Below are 15,213 nucleotides of genomic sequence, written 5' to 3'. Positions count from 1 at the left end.
GACGGCTTAGATACGCTTGAGATCGATGCGGCTCGTCACCACGTTGTTGCAGGTTTTCGGATCGACGTCGGTAACGGTCAACCGCATTCCGTCGCCGCTGGTTTTCTCGACCGTCAACCGCGCCTTGCGATCGCCATTGACCTCCGCCGCCCAGCGAATGCCGAGACTGATCGCGTTCCCGGAACGGCTGCCGGCGAGCTGTGCCGGCCCGGTGCGCGACCCGACATAGACGCCAGTATACTTCGCCCCGCGGGCCTTCAGATTGGCGCTGATGGCGCGCGTCACCACGACAAGACCACGGCAATTGCCGTCAAGCGACAATGAACTCGAGGTCGCGTCGGAATTGAAGGTGCAGGACACATTCACCGTCGGTGCGTCGGTGGTGACCTTGACTGTCCCCTTGCCGGAGAAATTCCCTTGCAAGGAGCTGAGAAAATTCGCCTCGTCGGCATCGGCCGTGGCGCTTGCAGTTAGCAGGCAGCCGGCTAGCAGAAACCGCGCGAATGATTTCATCGGAATCTCTCCCCCGTTGATGTTGAAGAAACGATGCGTCCAGCAATTGGCCAATACCGGGAACCAACGCCTGCCGTTGCGTCAGGTTCCACTTCCAGCATGGCTGTTTTGCAACGGGTCTGGCCCAGTCGAATGCGTCGCCTAACGGTTGCGATAGAAGTCCCGGCTTGCGACATAGCGCCTATGGCACCTTCCCCATCGATCCCCAAAGCCGCGTTCTGGATGGCGCTGTCGATCGCCTCGTTTCTGGCGATGTCAGTCGCCGGCCGCGCAACCACCGCCGAGCTCAACGTCTTCCAGGTGCTGGAACTGCGCTCGGTGATCGGCTTCTTCATCCTGTTGCCGCTGGTGATGATGAGCGGCGGATTCGCTGCAATGCGCACGCAGCGCCCGTTGGCCCATATCGCTCGCAATGTCATCCACTATACGGGCCAGGCCGCATGGCTCTATGCGCTGACGCTGATCCCGCTTGCGGTCCTCATATCGGTCGAATTCACCACGCCGATCTGGACCGCGATCCTGGCGGTGGCGTTTCTTGGCGAAAGGCTCTCCCGCCCGAAAATTGCGGCGGTCGTGCTTGGCCTGATCGGCGTGGTGGTCATCGTTCGCCCCGGCGTCGGCTCCATGGATCCGGGTCACCTCGTCGTTCTCGGCGCGGCCGTGTGCTTTGGCGTATCGGTGGTGTTGGTCAAGTCGCTGACCCGCACGGACAGCGTCGTGCGCATCATCTTCTGGATGCTGATCATCCAGTCAGTGGTCGGCCTGATCCCGGCGCTTTATGAATGGCGCAACCCACCGCTCGAACTCTGGCCATGGATCCTGCTGATTGCCTTCACCGGCATGTCGTCGCATTTCTGCATGGCGCGTGCCCTCACCTATGCCGACGCTACGGTGATTTCACCGATGGATTTCCTGCGCGTGCCACTGTCGGCGCTGATCGGCTGGCTGCTCTACAGCGAACAGATCGACATCTTTACAGCCGGCGGCGCCCTGCTGATCCTGATGGGCAACCTGCTCAACCTGCAGCGCAAGGCGCCAAAGCCGGCCGAGGTCGCGGCCTCGTAGCGGTCGGTCAATTCCCCTCATCCGGTATGTTGAGAAGATGCCCGCAGGCCTTGCAGTGCACGGCGTCCGGCTCATGCCGTTGCAGTCCGCACTGCGGACAGGGAAAGAACACCTTGGCGGGTCGGAAGATCGCTGTCGCCAGCCTGACGAACAGCGAGATGCCGATGATCATGGTGACGATTGCGGTCAGCTTGCCGGCAATTCCCGGCAGCACGATGTCGCCGAAACCGGTCGTCGTCACCGTGGCAACGGTGAAATAAAGCGCATCGACATAGTTTTCGAGGCCGGCGCCGGAGCGGAAGAAGAAGGTGTAGACGAAACCGGTGATGACGAAGAGAAACGTCAAAAGGTTGATGACCGCCTGGCTCGCCTCGCGCCATGGCCTTAGCCCGCGCATCTCGAAATGCCGCCACAGCGAGCCGCTGCGCGACAGCGACCACAGCCGCAGGATGCGCAGGAACGCCAGATTTGCCAGCGCCGTCGGCATCAGCAGCGTCAGAAGGATGAAGACATCGACCCAGGATGTCGGCTGTTTCATCAGCCGCAGCATGTCGTTGGAGGCTAACAGCCGGGCAATCAGGTCGGCGGCGACCAATGCGGCGACGGTATAGTCGAGCCACAGGAATGACGGCTTGTCCTGGAGCACCGGCGTGGCAACGAAGAAGGCGATGATGGCGAGGTCGATGATGACCGCCACCAGCTGAAACCGGAACGCCGCCGGCGTGCGTCCGTGATAGAGCTTGCGCAGCCGGTCACGCAGCCGCGCCATCGCTGAGCTTTGCTGCAATCCGTCCTTCTCGGCTGCTTTCATCACCAAGTGCGTAACTGTCCCAGCCGGGGCCGTCTAGAGCATGATCCCAAAAAGTGGGTGCCGGTTTTTGGAAAAGATCATGCTCCAACAAAGGGTTAGATCATGATGAGATTTCAACCAAATCTCATCATGATCTGACCCGGTGATCGTCACCCCTCCACCACCTTGCCGTCCGGCCCGACGAGGCGCCAGGCCGAGGCGGTGTCGTAGACGAACCGCTCCTCCGCAATCCGGTCACCACGCCAGCGCTGCAGGGCCACCTCTTCCAGCCGGCGCACGGTGCCGGCCTTGTCGACACGGTCGAAGGTCCAGCGGATGGCGACATTGTCGCCATCGACCAGGAATGTCTGGACAGGATGGGTGTGCATCTTCTCGATCCGATCGAGTGCTGCCTGCTCATGCGCCATCAGTGTTTCCTTGCCGCGCCGCGGGACGCCGAGATTTTCCTGCATGGTGGCATCGTCATGGTAGAAGTCGGCGATCGCTTTGACGTGGCTGCCTTCGACCACCTCCTTGAGGAAGGCTTCGACGCGTTCGCGGCTGGGCATGATTGTGCGTTCCTTTGAAGTTTCTGCTCAACGCATGTGGTTCAAAGGAAGGTCAGGTCAACCACGCCCCGCACGCTGGCCCTATCGGCTGCAATGTCAGGCCCAGAGCATCTTTATGCCGTCATGCACTGGCCGACGTCGATGCGATTGCCGTGTATATCAGCGCAGCCTAGACGAGCTCGACTTCGACCACACCCGGCACCGCGCGCATGGCCGACGCGATCTGCGGCGAGATGCGGTAGCGGTTGGGCAATTCGATCTCGATCTCGCCCTGCGCCTCTTCTTTGATGACGATAATGCTTACCTGACTTTCCCCACGCTGGGTAAGCTGCGATTGAATCGCCGACGCAGGCCCGTCATTTCGAACGAAGATGCGCAGCGCCTTCTGGATACGGCTGGCCTCATCCTCCAGCGACTGCACCGTCTGGATGCGCAGATTGACCCCTTCGGGCCTATCCTCGGCCGAAACGGTGATCACCACCGAACGTCCGGGCTCGAGCAGATCGCGATACTGCGCCAACCCTTCCGAAAACAGCACGGCTTCATATTGGCCAGATGTGTCGGAAAAGGCGATGACGCCCATCTTGTTGCCGGTTCGGGTCTTGCGCTCCTGCTTGGTGGTGACGGTGCCGGCGAGCCGGCCCGCGGCGGCACCGCGTTTGACCGCAGCCGAGAACTCGCCCCAGTTCTGCACGCGCATCTTCTGCAGGGCCGCCTTGTACTCGTCGAGCGGATGCGCCGAAAGATAGAAGCCGACGACCTGGAATTCACGGTGCAGCCGGTCGGCGGCAAGCCACGGATCGGTCTGCGGCAAATTGAGCGCCTGCTGCTGCGCGCCGAGCGACGCGCCGAAAATGTCGTGCTGGCCCGAAATGGCATTCTGCTGCGCCAGCGAAGCCAGCCCCATCATCCGTTCGACGCCGGCCATCATCTGGGCGCGGTCGTGGCCGAAGCAGTCGAGCGCGCCGGCCATGATCAGGCTTTCGAAGACGCGCTTGCCGACGATCTTGGGATCGACCCTTTCACAGAAATCGGCGAGATTCTTGAACGGCTTTTCGCCGCGCATGGCGACGATGTGCTCGACCGCAGCGTCGCCGACGCCCTTGAGGGCCGCCAGCGAATAGTAAATGCGGTTCTCGCCGACCTCGAAATTGCGGAAGCTGGTCATCACCGACGGCGCCACCACCTCGATGCCGAGACGCAGCGCATCCTGGCGGAAATCGGCGAGTTTGTCGGTATTGCCCATGTCGAGCGTCATCGACGCCGCCAGGAACTCGACGGGGTAATGCGCCTTGAGATAGGCGGTCTGGTAGGACACGACGGCGTAGGCGGCCGCGTGCGATTTGTTGAAGCCGTAGTCGGCGAACTTGGCCAGAAGGTCGAAGATGAAGTCGGCCTGCGGCTTGCCGACGCCGCGTTCGACCGCACCGGTGACGAAACGCTCGCGCTGCTTGTCCATTTCGGCGCGGATCTTCTTGCCCATCGCGCGACGCAGCAGATCGGCTTCGCCGAGCGAATAGCCCGACAGTTCCTGCGCGATCTGCATCACCTGTTCCTGGTAGACGATGACGCCTTGCGTCTCCTTCACCAGATGGTCGATCTTGGGATGGATCGATGCCATCTCCTCTTCGCCATGCTTTCTGGCGTTGTAGGTCGGGATGTTCTCCATCGGGCCGGGACGGTAGAGCGCCACCAGCGCGATGATGTCCTCGATGCAGTCGGGCCGCATGCCGATCAGCGCCTTGCGCATGCCGGCACTTTCCACCTGGAACACACCGACCACTTCGCCGCGCGACAGCATGGCGTAGGTTTCAGGATCGTCGAGCGGGATCGTCGCCAGGTCGATCTCGATGCCGCGCCGGCGGATCAGCTTCACCGCCGTCTCCAGCACCGTCAGCGTCTTCAGGCCGAGGAAGTCGAATTTTACGAGCCCGGCCTGCTCGACATATTTCATGTTGAACTGGGTGACCGGCATGTCGGAGCGCGGATCGCGGTACATCGGCACCAGTTCCGACAAGGGCCGGTCGCCGATGACGATGCCGGCGGCGTGCGTCGAAGCGTGGCGGTAGAGCCCTTCCAGCTTTTGCGCCATATCGAGCAGCGTCTGCACGATTGGCTCCTTCTCGGCCTCCTCGGCAAAGCGCGGCTCGTTGGCGATGGCATCCGCCAGCTTGACCGGATTGGCGGGGTTCTGCGGCACCATTTTGGAGAGCTTGTCGACTTGGCCGTAAGGCATTTGCAGCACGCGGCCGACGTCGCGCAGCACCGCGCGCGCCTGCAGCGTACCGAAGGTGATGATCTGCCCAACCTGGTCGCGGCCATATTTCTGCTGGACGTAGCGGATGACCTCTTCGCGCCGGTCCTGGCAGAAGTCGATGTCGAAGTCGGGCATCGACACGCGGTCGGGGTTGAGGAAGCGCTCGAACAGCAGCGAGAAGCGCAGCGGATCGATGTCGGTGATGGTCGTGGAATAAGCGACCAGCGATCCGGCGCCCGAACCACGGCCCGGCCCGACCGGAATGCCTTGCGCCTTGGCCCATTTGATGAAGTCGGCGACGATCAGGAAATAGCCGGGAAACTTCATCTTCTCGATGATGGAGAGTTCGAAATCGAGCCGCTCGCGGTATTGTTCGACCGTGTAGCCGGAAGTGGGCCCATGCGCAGCCAGCCGCGCCTCCAGCCCCTCATGCGCCTGCCGGCGTAGCTCATCGGCCTCCGCTTTCAGCGCCACCTCATTGTCGGCGACATCGCCGCCGGTAAAGCGTGGCAGGATCGGATTGCGGGTCTTGGGATAATAGGAACAGCGCAGCGCGATCTCGACGGTGTTGTCGATCGCTTCCGGCAGGTCGGCGAACAGCCGCGCCATATCCGCCTGGCTGCGCAGGAAATTGTCCGAAGTCAGCCGGCGACGGTTGTCGGCGGCAACCACCGAACCCTCGGCAATGGCGATCAGAGCATCATGCGCGTCATAGTCGTCGCGGGCGGCGAAGAACGCCTCATTCGTGGCGACCAGCGGCAGATCATGGATATAGGCAAGGTCGACCGATGATTTCTCGATAGCGCGGTCATAACCGGAAACACGGTCCAGCTCGACATAGAGCCGGTCGCCGAACAGCGCCTTGAGTGCCAGAAGCCGCGTCTCGGCAAGATCTCGGCGATCCTCCTTCAGCGCCCGGCCGATCGGGCCGCGCGGCCCGCCGCTGAGGCAGATCAGGCCATCGCTATGGCCTTCCAGCATTGCTGACGTCAGATGCACGGGCTCGCCCGGCGGCGTCTCCAGATAGACCTGGCTGACCAGCCTGACGAGGTTGCTGTAGCCGGCCTCGGTGGCGGCGAGCAGCACCACGGCGTGCATCTCCGGACCATGGCGGCGGCGGTCGCGCTGCGCGTCGCTGGTCTCGCCGGAAAAGGCGAGATCGATCTGGCAACCGATAATCGGCTGGATGCCTTCCTTCACCGCCTTCTGGGCAAATTCCAGCGCGCCGAACAGATTGTTTGTGTCGGTGACTGCGATTGCCGGGCACTCGTCCTTGACTGCATGACCGACAACGGCGGCGACCTGCAAGGCGCCCTCGAGCAGCGAATACGCCGAATGCACGCGCAGATGGATGAACGGCCGCGCCGGTGCCTCCGGGCGCGCAGCAGCGAGCGCTGCTTCGCGCCTCAGGGGATCGCGTGGAAGTTTGTCATCCGCCATGATGTTTCAAATTGCTCGAAGGGCTTTGAGTCGATGGAGATGTATTGTCCCGGACCGGGCGATGCCAGTCCAGCACAAATGACCACCGACCACAGGCTTCCGTACCCAGCCGCACGGCTCAGAGATTGTTCGAAATTCGCTCTGGCGAGTCATAATGATGGTGGTTTCGAGAACCGGAGCGCAGCGGCCATTGGTCCGTGAGCACGGGAAGCGCAGAAACCACCTTCAGATGGCCGCCGGAGTAGAATTTCCAAACAATCTCTAGGCGAACTCCATGATCACCGCATCGACAGCCAGGCTGTCACCCGGCTTGGCGTTGAGCTTCGACACGACAAGATCGCGGTCGGCGCGCAGCACGTTTTCCATCTTCATCGCCTCGACCACGGCCAGCGTCTCGCCGGCCTTGACCTCCTGCCCCTCGGCAACCGCGATCGACACGACCAGGCCCGGCATCGGGCAAAGCAGCATCTTGGACGTGTCCGGCGCCACCTTCTCCGGCATCAGCCTTTCCAGCTCCGCCGTGCGCGGCAGCATGGCGCGCGCCGTCACCGACATGCCTTTCCAGGCAATGCGCAGGCCGTTCGGCGCCGGCCTGATCTGCGCCGTGACCTTGCGGGCACCGACAGTGCCGCGCCAGATGAGGTCGCCCGGCCGCCAGTCGGACGCCACGGTCAGCGCTTTGCCGCCATCGACCGACAGATCGATTTCCATCGGAATGGAGATCATGCCCTCGATGATCGAAGCCTGGAGATAGTCGTCGCCGAGCTTCACCACCCAATCGCGCTTGAGTGCGCCCGAATGCGGCGCCAGCCGCCCGCCCAGCCGGTCAAGCCGATCGCGGCGCAGAAGCTCGACCGCGGTGGCGATCGCCGCCAGCACTGCCTTTTCATCGCCATTGGGCACGATCGGCGCGAAGCCGTCAGGATATTCCTCGGCGATGAAGCCCGTCGATATCCGCCCCTCGCGCCAGCGCGGATGCTGCATCAGCGCCGCCAGGAACGGGATGTTGTGCTCGATGCCGTCGACGACGAAACTGTCCAGCGCTTCCGACATGGCATCGATGGCCTCGATACGCGTGGGCGCCCAGGTGCAGAGTTTTGCCACCATCGGATCATAGAACATCGAAATCTCGGAGCCTTCGGTGACGCCGGTGTCGTTGCGGATGAAGACATCGCCGAACTTGCCCTCCTCCGGCGGCCGGTAGCGCGTCAACCGGCCGATCGAGGGCAGGAAATTGCGATAGGGATCCTCGGCATAGAGCCGGCTTTCCACCGCCCAGCCGTTCAGCTTGACGTCGCTCTGCTCGATCGCCAGCTTCTCGCCGGCGGCGACACGGATCATCTGCTCGACCAGGTCGATGCCGGTAACAAGCTCCGTCACCGGATGCTCGACCTGCAATCGTGTATTCATTTCAAGGAAATAGAAGTTCTTTTCAGCATCGACGATGAACTCGACGGTGCCGGCGCTCTGGTAGTCGACCGCCTTGGCCAGCGCCACGGCCTGCTCGCCCATGGCCTTGCGCGTCCTGGCATCGAGGAATTGCGACGGCGCCTCTTCCGCAACCTTCTGGTTCCGGCGCTGGATCGAGCATTCGCGCTCGCCGAGATAGAGGGCGGTGCCATGCGCGTCGGCCAGCACCTGGATTTCGATATGACGCGGATCGACGACGAACTTTTCGATGAAGACTCGGTCGTCGCCGAACGAGCTTTTCGCCTCCGAGCGCGCCCGGTCGAAGCCGTCGCGCACTTCCGACTGGCTCCAGGCAATGCGCATGCCTTTACCGCCGCCGCCGGCCGAGGCCTTGATCATCACGGGATAACCGATCTCGCCGGCGATCTTTTCGGCATGGTCGGCATTTTCGATGACCCCAAGCCAGCCGGGAACCGTCGACACCTCAGCGGCCTTGGCGAACTTCTTCGATTCGATCTTGTCGCCCATCGCCTTGATCGCCCTGGCTTTTGGACCGATGAAGACAATGCCCTCAGCCTCAAGCGCTTCGCAGAAGGCGGCCCGCTCCGACAGAAATCCGTAGCCGGGATGCACGGCCTGCGCGCCCGTCTCCTTGCAGGCAGCAATGATCTTCTCAGGCAGGAGATAGCTTTGCGCGGCAGGCGATGGGCCGATATGCACGGCCTCCTCGGCCATTTCGACATGCACGGCGTCGCGATCGGCGTCGGAATAGACCGCGACGGTGGCAATCCCCATCCTGCGCGCCGTCTTGATGACGCGGCAAGCAATCTCGCCGCGATTGGCGATCAGGATTTTCGTGAACATCGAAGGCGTTTCCTCGGGTCTTTCGTCCTTCTTATGGGCTTCGGCAGCCGGGCTCAAGCATTGCCGGCAGCGCACCCATCAAGACACTCCCGGCCCGCCAGGCCCGTGCCGAGAGGCGAAGATCGGGCTCGCCGACGACTGGGCCAAGATTTGCGCCATATTTGGTCGCCAAATCGGGTTGAAACAGTATAAAAACCCTGAAAGCCTGAAGACCAATCGCCTTGGGAGGAATTGCCTGATGAAAACCCGCGCCGCTGTCGCTGTCGCCGCCGGAAAGCCGTTGGAAATCATGGAGGTCGACCTCGACGGACCGCGCGAAGGCGAGGTGCTGGTCGAGATCAAGGCGACCGGCATCTGCCACACCGACGAGTTCACTTTGTCGGGCGCCGATCCCGAAGGCCTGTTTCCGGCAATCCTCGGCCATGAAGGCGCTGGCGTTGTCGTCGATGTCGGCAAGGGCGTCACCTCGGTCAAGAAGGGCGACCACGTCATCCCGCTCTACACGCCGGAATGCCGGCAGTGCCCATCCTGCCTGTCGCGCAAGACCAATTTGTGCACCGCCATCCGCGCCACGCAGGGCCAAGGCTTGATGCCCGATGGCTCCTCGCGCTTCTCGATCGGCAAGGACAAGATCTTCCACTATATGGGCTGCTCGACCTTCTCCAATTTCACCGTGCTGCCCGAGATCGCGGTGGCCAAGGTCAACCCCGAGGCCCCCTTCGACAAGATCTGCTACATCGGCTGCGGCGTCACCACCGGCATTGGCGCTGTCATCAACACCGCCAAGGTCGAGCAAGGCGCGACCGCCGTGGTCTTCGGCCTAGGCGGCATCGGCTTGAATGTCATCCAGGGCCTGAAGCTGGCCGGCGCCGACATGATCATCGGCGTTGATCTCAACAACGACAAGAAGGCATGGGGCGAGAGGTTCGGCATGACGCATTTCGTCAATCCGAAGGAGATCGACGGCGACATCGTCCCCCACCTCGTCAACATGACCAAGCGCGGTGCCGACCAGATCGGCGGCGCCGACTACACGTTCGACTGCACCGGCAACACCAAGGTAATGCGCCAGGCGCTGGAAGCCTCGCATCGCGGCTGGGGCAAGTCGGTCGTCATCGGCGTTGCGGGCGCCGGCCAGGAGATTTCGACCAGGCCATTCCAGCTGGTCACCGGCCGCACCTGGATGGGCACCGCCTTTGGCGGCGCACGCGGCCGCACTGACGTGCCAAAAATCGTCGACTGGTACATGGACGGCAAGATCCAGATCGACCCGATGATCACCCATTTGCTGAAGCTGGAAGACATCAACAAGGGCTTCGACCTCATGCATGAGGGCAAGTCGATCAGGAGCGTCGTCGTTTATTGAGGAGAAGAAGCCGCCGACCGAAGGGCCAGCGACTGTAGTTGCATGGGTTCAACAAGGGAGGAAGATAATGCCTGAGAAACTGCATCCGAAAATCGACAATGGCCTGCCGAAGGAAAGCGCAAGCTTTGCCGGCGGCACGCTGGTCTGTGCCTGCACCAGCAAGCCGGTGAAGGTGACGGTCAAGGGCCAGATCGCCCACAACCATGCCTGCGGCTGCACCAAATGCTGGAAACCGGACGGCGCGGTGTTCTCGGTCGTGGCGGTCGCCGGCACTGGCGACGTCACCGTCACCGAGAATGGCGACAAGCTGAAGGTGGTCGATCCGGCAGCATTGATCCAGCGCCATGCCTGCACCGGTTGCGGCGTCCACATGCACGGCCCGGTCGAGCGCGATCATCCGTTCAAGGGTCTGTCCTTCATCCATCCCGAGCGCTTCGAGGAAGACGGCTGGTCACCGCCGGGCTTCACCGCTTTCGTCTCGTCGATCATCGAATCCGGTGTCGACCCCAAGCGCATGGACGGCATTCGCGGCCAGTTGAAATCGATCGGCCTCGAACCCTATGACTGTCTCAACCCCGGCCTGATGGATTACATAGCCACCTGGACGGCGAAGAAGTCGGGCGCGCTGCCGGCCTGACAGTACGAGATTTCTGGCATGGGGCCGGGTAACATGCCGGCCCCATGTCCGTTTTGGAGAGATAATGCCGGCACCCGCCATCTACGTCGACGCCGACGCCTGCCCGGTGAAAGCCGAGGTCGAGAAGGTCGCCGAGCGCCATGGCGTGGTCGTCACCTACGTCTCCAATGGCGGGCTGCGTCCGTCGCGCGATCCGATGATTCGCAACGTCGTCGTCTCTAAAAGCGCCGATGCCGCTGACGATTGGATCGTCGAGAACGCAAAACCCAACGACATCGTGATCACCGCCGACATCCCGCTTGCCGCTCGCACCGTGGCGCTCGGCGCGCATGTGCTTGGGCCAACCGGCCGGCCGTTCACGCCGGAGACCATCGGCATGGCGGTTGCAATGCGCGATTTGAAGCAGCATCTGCGCGAAACCGGCGAGAGCAAGGGCTACAATGCCAGCTTTGCGCCACAGGATCGCTCGCGTTTCCTGGGTGAGCTCGACCGTATCTTGCGGCGGGCTCTGAAATCCGTCACACCCGACCAGACGTGAAGCATCATCCGAGGTCGGGCTATGGCCGACACATCGCCGAATAACCCCTTGCAGCGGCACAAGCAGTTCTTTGTGTCGCTAGCCGTCGGTCTGGTCGTATTTGCCGCGGTATTGCCTTTGATTGGATCGCTCCCCGTCTCCACGCGGCTTGCTTATTCGATCTCGATTGCCGCCGATTCCTTCTTCGTCGTCTTCATCGCGCTCGTCATCGCCAAGATGCCGCTGCTGTCCGGCCGCTATCTCAGCAAGAACGCGCGCGAACTGGACCTCCCAGTGCTGGGCATCTTTGCCATCACGCTCGGCATCGTCGCCATGGCCATTGTCCTGCTGTTCCTTTTGATCAATCACAAGGATCGCGACCCCATCGAACTCGGCTTCGCCATGCTGTCGATCCCGCTTGGCTGGTTCACCATCCATGCCATGGCCGCCCTCCACTATGCGCATGTCTACTGGATGGACGGCGACGCGATCGATGCCGAAACCAAGAAGAAGATACCGGTCGGCGGCCTCGATTTTCCCGGCAGCAAACGGCCGGACGGTTGGGACTTTCTCTATTTCGCGACGGTGATCGGCATGACCGCGCAGACCGCCGACACCGCGATCACGACCTCGCATATGCGCCGCGTGGTGCTTGTCCATTCGATCCTGTCGTTCTTCTTCAACGCCGTCATCGTCGCCGCCGTCGTCAATCTCGCGGTGAGCCTCGGCAATTGAGTATCCGTGCCCGCGATAAACCCGTGCCCGTAATAAAAACGTGACCGCATGAAACATCGCTTTCGATAGCGACGTATTGGGAGGACAAGGACGAGCGCGGCCATCCCAGGATCGCGCAGCCGGAGGCGAGGAAAAGATGGAAACCATTACCATGAGTCAGCCCGGCGCAGGCGTCGATGCCGCCTCAACGAAGGATGCGACGCTGATCTACCGGCAATCGCGCTGGACCCGCCTGACGCACTGGCTGTGGGCGATCTCGCTGTTCTTCTTGCTTTTATCCGGCCTGCAGATCTTCAATGCCCGGCCGCAGCTCTACATCGGCAAGCAATCCGGCTTCGAGTACAACAACACCGTCTTTGCCATCGGCGCCGAAAACACCGCCACCGGCCCGCGCGGCTATACCGAAATCTTCGGCCATCGCTTCGACACCACAGGCGTGCTCGGCTGGTCGGGCCCGGCCCGGCAGCAAACGTCGCGTGCCTTCCCGTCCTGGGCGACAATCCCGTCCTATTACGATCTCGGCACCGCCCGCGTTGTGCATTTCTTCTTCGCCTGGATACTGACAACCACCTTGGTCGTCTGGCTGGTCGCCAGCCTGGTCAACGGCCATCTGCGCCGCGATCTGGCGCCGCGCCTTGACGATCTCAAGCGGCTGCCGCAGGACATCATCGAGCACGCCAAGCTCAGGTTCCACCACACACGCGAATACAACACGCTGCAGAAAATGGCCTATGGCGGCGTACTGTTCGTGCTGTTGCCACTCATGATCATCACCGGCCTTGCCATGTCGCCGAGCATGAACTCGGTGCTGCCCTGGCTCAACGAACTGCTCGGCGGAAGGCAGACGGCGCGCACCATCCATTTCACGGTGATGGTGCTGCTGGTCGGCTTTTTCATCGTCCATATGATGATGATCCTCGCCGCCGGCCCGATCAACGAACTGCGCTCGATCATCACCGGCTGGTACCGCACCGATCCGCCAAGGCATGGCGACACCGAGAGGAGTGCGTGAGATGGCCAAATTCCAGATCAGCCGCCGAAAGTTCCTGACGGGCGCCGGCCTCGGCGTTTCCGGCATCATGTTGTCGGGCTGCGATGCCTTCGACAGCCAGCTCGGCATGGGCGACGGCCTGCGCAGTTTCCTCGAAAACGCCAATGGCCTGACCTACCGCGCGCAACGCTGGCTTGCCGGCCGCGATGCTCTGGCGCCGGAATTCACCGAGGCCGACATCCGCCAGCCGCAGCGGCCGAACGGCGTCACCGCGCCCGACGATGACACCTACAAGGGCCTGCTCGCCAACAATTTCGCCGACTGGCGGCTGGAGGTAACGGGCCTGGTCGAAAAGCCGCTGTCGCTCAGCCGCGAGCAGTTGGAGAACATGCCGAGCCGCACGCAGATCACCCGCCACGACTGTGTCGAAGGCTGGAGCTGCATCGCCAAATGGACCGGCACCCCGCTGTCGCTGGTGCTCGACCAGGCTGTGGTCAAGCCGCAGGCCCGCTATGTCATGTTCCACTGCCTCGATACGATCGATCGCAGCCTCTCCGGGGAAATCAAATATTACGGCACCATCGACCTGATCGATGCCCGCCACCCGCAGACGATCCTCGCCTACGGCCTCAACGGCAAGCCGCTGCCGGTCGAAAACGGCGCGCCGCTGCGCGTGCGCGTCGAACAACAGCTCGGCTACAAGATGCCGAAGTATCTCTACAAGATCGAGCTCGTCGACAGTTTTGCCAATATCGGCGGCGGCCGCGGCGGCTATTGGGAAGACAATGGCTATGACTGGTATGGCGGGATTTGATGGCCTCGCATTCTGACCGAGCACGATCTGACTCCGACCGAACCGAGCTTGCCTGAGGAAGCCGGTTTCGATCGCGTGGCCGAACTTGGCGATTGGCCTGAAGACACTCCAATATCGTCCTCTGCAAAACGGTCGCAGAAAACGGCGCGGCTTAAGCAACCTTGTCGAGCAGTGGCTTGAGCGCCGGATGTATCTCCGGCGAGGCGAGTTTGATCAGCGTCAGCAGCGCGCGTTCATTGTCACGCAGCGGGCGGTCGGTGCCGATGCGATCGGCCAGCCATTTCGCCTCGCTGGCGTCGATCGTCTCGGCGCGGCGCGCGAGTGCCTCGGCGGCACGGTTCTTCGACTCCCATTCGGCCTCGATATCGCCGGGCGAACGATAGGCTTCCATGATGCCGGCCAGTCCGCCCGACACCATGCGGCTGAAGAAGCCACCAATTTCGGGCTCGACCTGGTCCAGGAAACTGTCACGACGCAGCGCCACATCGCGCGTCGGCGCTTCGTAGCCGGCCGAACACATGACGAAATTGGCGAGCGCCTTGACGAACAGGTCGTTCCAGGACGGGTGGTTGTCGGCCGCAGCACTGCTCTCGTTGATCCTGAACAGCACTTCGGCCTCGGTGCGGGTGATGGCGATGTTGCCGTCGCCGCCATAGGCATAGAGGATGCGGCGCAGCAGATCGACCTCGGCCTTGGCGACCAGCCCGGGAACCAGCGCGCCGCCGAGCATCAGTGGTCCCTTGCCGTCGACCACCGCGTTGGCGACCTGCTCGAGCGCATAGGCGGAGAGCCGGCCGGGCGACGATTTCGCCTTTTCCAGCACATGCACCAGAAGCTCCAGCTCGGTGAGGCTGTCGACCATGCCGTCGCGCGAGATCGTTCTGATCAGCCAGTCGGCATTGTCCTCTGAGATATAGCCGGCCGGCTTTTCCTGATGGACGATGTAGTCGGCAACCGCCTCGACGAAGAATTCAGGCCATTCCTGGCACCTGTCCGTCGCTGTCGCATCGAGCGCAAACAGTGCTTCGGCCTCGCCGCGCGTCACCACGCCGTCGGCGAACACTTCGCGACGCAGCATGACGACATCTTCCGCCGTGATGCGGTCCTTCGAGGCCAGCCCCGCCACCGGCGCGCTCCCGATCCGTTCGCCCATCTGTCAATCCCCATCCGCCGTGCCCAACGCAATTGCGGCCAAACCGTCAGCCCAGAATATCGCCATTGTCTTGAAAAACTGGCAAACGGCGT

13 protein-coding genes are annotated in these 15,213 nt (G+C 62.3%); 7 read left to right on the top strand and 6 right to left on the bottom strand.

Features of this window, described 5'->3' with window-relative positions:
- Positions 1-6 precede the first annotated feature (6 nt).
- Positions 7-513, bottom strand: coding sequence for a hypothetical protein (locus tag NL532_RS16335; protein WP_023828669.1), 507 nt, complete (start codon positions 511-513; stop codon positions 7-9).
- 183 nt (positions 514-696) lie between these two features.
- On the opposite strand from NL532_RS16335, the gene NL532_RS16330 reads away from it, so the two are divergent.
- Entirely contained in the window at positions 697-1,578 is an 882-nt protein-coding gene (locus tag NL532_RS16330; protein WP_023681579.1) for a DMT family transporter, read from the top strand.
- A gap of 7 nt (positions 1,579-1,585) precedes the next feature.
- Here NL532_RS16330 and NL532_RS16325 read toward each other — a convergent pair whose 3' ends face one another.
- The 4 genes from NL532_RS16325 to NL532_RS16310 form a co-directional block, all read right to left on the bottom strand.
- Entirely contained in the window at positions 1,586-2,389 is an 804-nt protein-coding gene (locus NL532_RS16325; protein ID WP_023667582.1) for a potassium channel family protein, read from the bottom strand.
- Between the two features lie 149 nt (positions 2,390-2,538).
- On the bottom strand, positions 2,539-2,937 hold the full coding sequence (locus NL532_RS16320) for a nuclear transport factor 2 family protein (RefSeq protein ID WP_023667583.1): 399 nt from the start codon (positions 2,935-2,937) through the stop codon (positions 2,539-2,541).
- Between the two features lie 169 nt (positions 2,938-3,106).
- Positions 3,107-6,634 carry a DNA polymerase III subunit alpha gene (gene dnaE, locus NL532_RS16315; protein ID WP_023729858.1) on the bottom strand — a complete coding sequence of 1,176 codons (3,528 nt, stop codon included), beginning with the start codon at positions 6,632-6,634 and terminating at the stop codon, positions 3,107-3,109.
- 261 nt (positions 6,635-6,895) lie between these two features.
- Entirely contained in the window at positions 6,896-8,908 is a 2,013-nt protein-coding gene (locus NL532_RS16310) for an acetyl-CoA carboxylase biotin carboxylase subunit (protein WP_023828670.1), read from the bottom strand.
- A gap of 238 nt (positions 8,909-9,146) precedes the next feature.
- Here NL532_RS16310 and NL532_RS16305 point away from each other — a divergent pair, with 238 nt between their 5' ends.
- The 6 genes from NL532_RS16305 (at position 9,147) to NL532_RS16280 (ending at position 13,968) form a co-directional block, all read left to right on the top strand.
- Entirely contained in the window at positions 9,147-10,274 is a 1,128-nt protein-coding gene (locus NL532_RS16305; RefSeq protein WP_023828671.1) for an S-(hydroxymethyl)glutathione dehydrogenase/class III alcohol dehydrogenase, read from the top strand.
- A gap of 67 nt (positions 10,275-10,341) precedes the next feature.
- The gene (gfa, locus tag NL532_RS16300) at positions 10,342-10,911 is read left to right on the top strand and encodes an S-(hydroxymethyl)glutathione synthase (RefSeq protein ID WP_023691150.1); all 570 of its coding nucleotides are present in this window, start codon (positions 10,342-10,344) and stop codon (positions 10,909-10,911) included.
- 64 nt (positions 10,912-10,975) lie between these two features.
- On the top strand, positions 10,976-11,449 hold the full coding sequence (locus tag NL532_RS16295) for a YaiI/YqxD family protein (protein ID WP_023695438.1): 474 nt from the start codon (positions 10,976-10,978) through the stop codon (positions 11,447-11,449).
- A gap of 21 nt (positions 11,450-11,470) precedes the next feature.
- Positions 11,471-12,163: a DUF1345 domain-containing protein gene (locus NL532_RS16290; protein ID WP_023688301.1), complete on the top strand. Its 693-nt coding sequence runs from the start codon at positions 11,471-11,473 to the stop codon at positions 12,161-12,163.
- A 136-nt stretch (positions 12,164-12,299) separates the two neighbouring features.
- Positions 12,300-13,175 carry a cytochrome b/b6 domain-containing protein gene (locus NL532_RS16285; RefSeq protein ID WP_023691148.1) on the top strand — a complete coding sequence of 292 codons (876 nt, stop codon included), beginning with the start codon at positions 12,300-12,302 and terminating at the stop codon, positions 13,173-13,175.
- Position 13,176: 1 nt separating this feature from the next.
- A complete protein-coding gene (locus NL532_RS16280) occupies positions 13,177-13,968 on the top strand; it encodes a molybdopterin-binding protein (RefSeq protein WP_023828672.1) in 792 nt (263 codons plus the stop codon).
- 151 nt (positions 13,969-14,119) lie between these two features.
- On the opposite strand, the gene NL532_RS16275 is transcribed toward NL532_RS16280, so the two are convergent.
- Positions 14,120-15,121, bottom strand: a complete 1,002-nt coding sequence (locus NL532_RS16275) for a hypothetical protein (protein WP_023828673.1) — start codon at positions 15,119-15,121, stop codon at positions 14,120-14,122.
- Positions 15,122-15,213: the final 92 nt, after the last annotated feature.

It is taken from the genome of Mesorhizobium sp. C120A (genome assembly GCF_030323105.1).
GTDB lineage: Bacteria > Pseudomonadota > Alphaproteobacteria > Rhizobiales > Rhizobiaceae > Mesorhizobium.
The sequence above is the reverse complement of the archived record's forward strand: the minus strand, read 5'-3'. Positions and strand labels throughout refer to the sequence as shown.

Coding starts and splice junctions, on each gene's coding strand:
- NL532_RS16335 (WP_023828669.1), bottom strand. CDS start 513: ATGAAATCATTCGCGCGGTTTCTGCTAGCCGGCTGCCTGCTAACTGCA.
- NL532_RS16330 (WP_023681579.1), top strand. CDS start 697: ATGGCACCTTCCCCATCGATCCCCAAAGCCGCGTTCTGGATGGCGCTG.
- NL532_RS16325 (WP_023667582.1), bottom strand. CDS start 2,389: ATGAAAGCAGCCGAGAAGGACGGATTGCAGCAAAGCTCAGCGATGGCG.
- NL532_RS16320 (WP_023667583.1), bottom strand. CDS start 2,937: ATGCCCAGCCGCGAACGCGTCGAAGCCTTCCTCAAGGAGGTGGTCGAA.
- dnaE (WP_023729858.1), bottom strand. CDS start 6,634: ATGGCGGATGACAAACTTCCACGCGATCCCCTGAGGCGCGAAGCAGCG.
- NL532_RS16310 (WP_023828670.1), bottom strand. CDS start 8,908: ATGTTCACGAAAATCCTGATCGCCAATCGCGGCGAGATTGCTTGCCGC.
- NL532_RS16305 (WP_023828671.1), top strand. CDS start 9,147: ATGAAAACCCGCGCCGCTGTCGCTGTCGCCGCCGGAAAGCCGTTGGAA.
- gfa (WP_023691150.1), top strand. CDS start 10,342: ATGCCTGAGAAACTGCATCCGAAAATCGACAATGGCCTGCCGAAGGAA.
- NL532_RS16295 (WP_023695438.1), top strand. CDS start 10,976: ATGCCGGCACCCGCCATCTACGTCGACGCCGACGCCTGCCCGGTGAAA.
- NL532_RS16290 (WP_023688301.1), top strand. CDS start 11,471: ATGGCCGACACATCGCCGAATAACCCCTTGCAGCGGCACAAGCAGTTC.
- NL532_RS16285 (WP_023691148.1), top strand. CDS start 12,300: ATGGAAACCATTACCATGAGTCAGCCCGGCGCAGGCGTCGATGCCGCC.
- NL532_RS16280 (WP_023828672.1), top strand. CDS start 13,177: ATGGCCAAATTCCAGATCAGCCGCCGAAAGTTCCTGACGGGCGCCGGC.
- NL532_RS16275 (WP_023828673.1), bottom strand. CDS start 15,121: ATGGGCGAACGGATCGGGAGCGCGCCGGTGGCGGGGCTGGCCTCGAAG.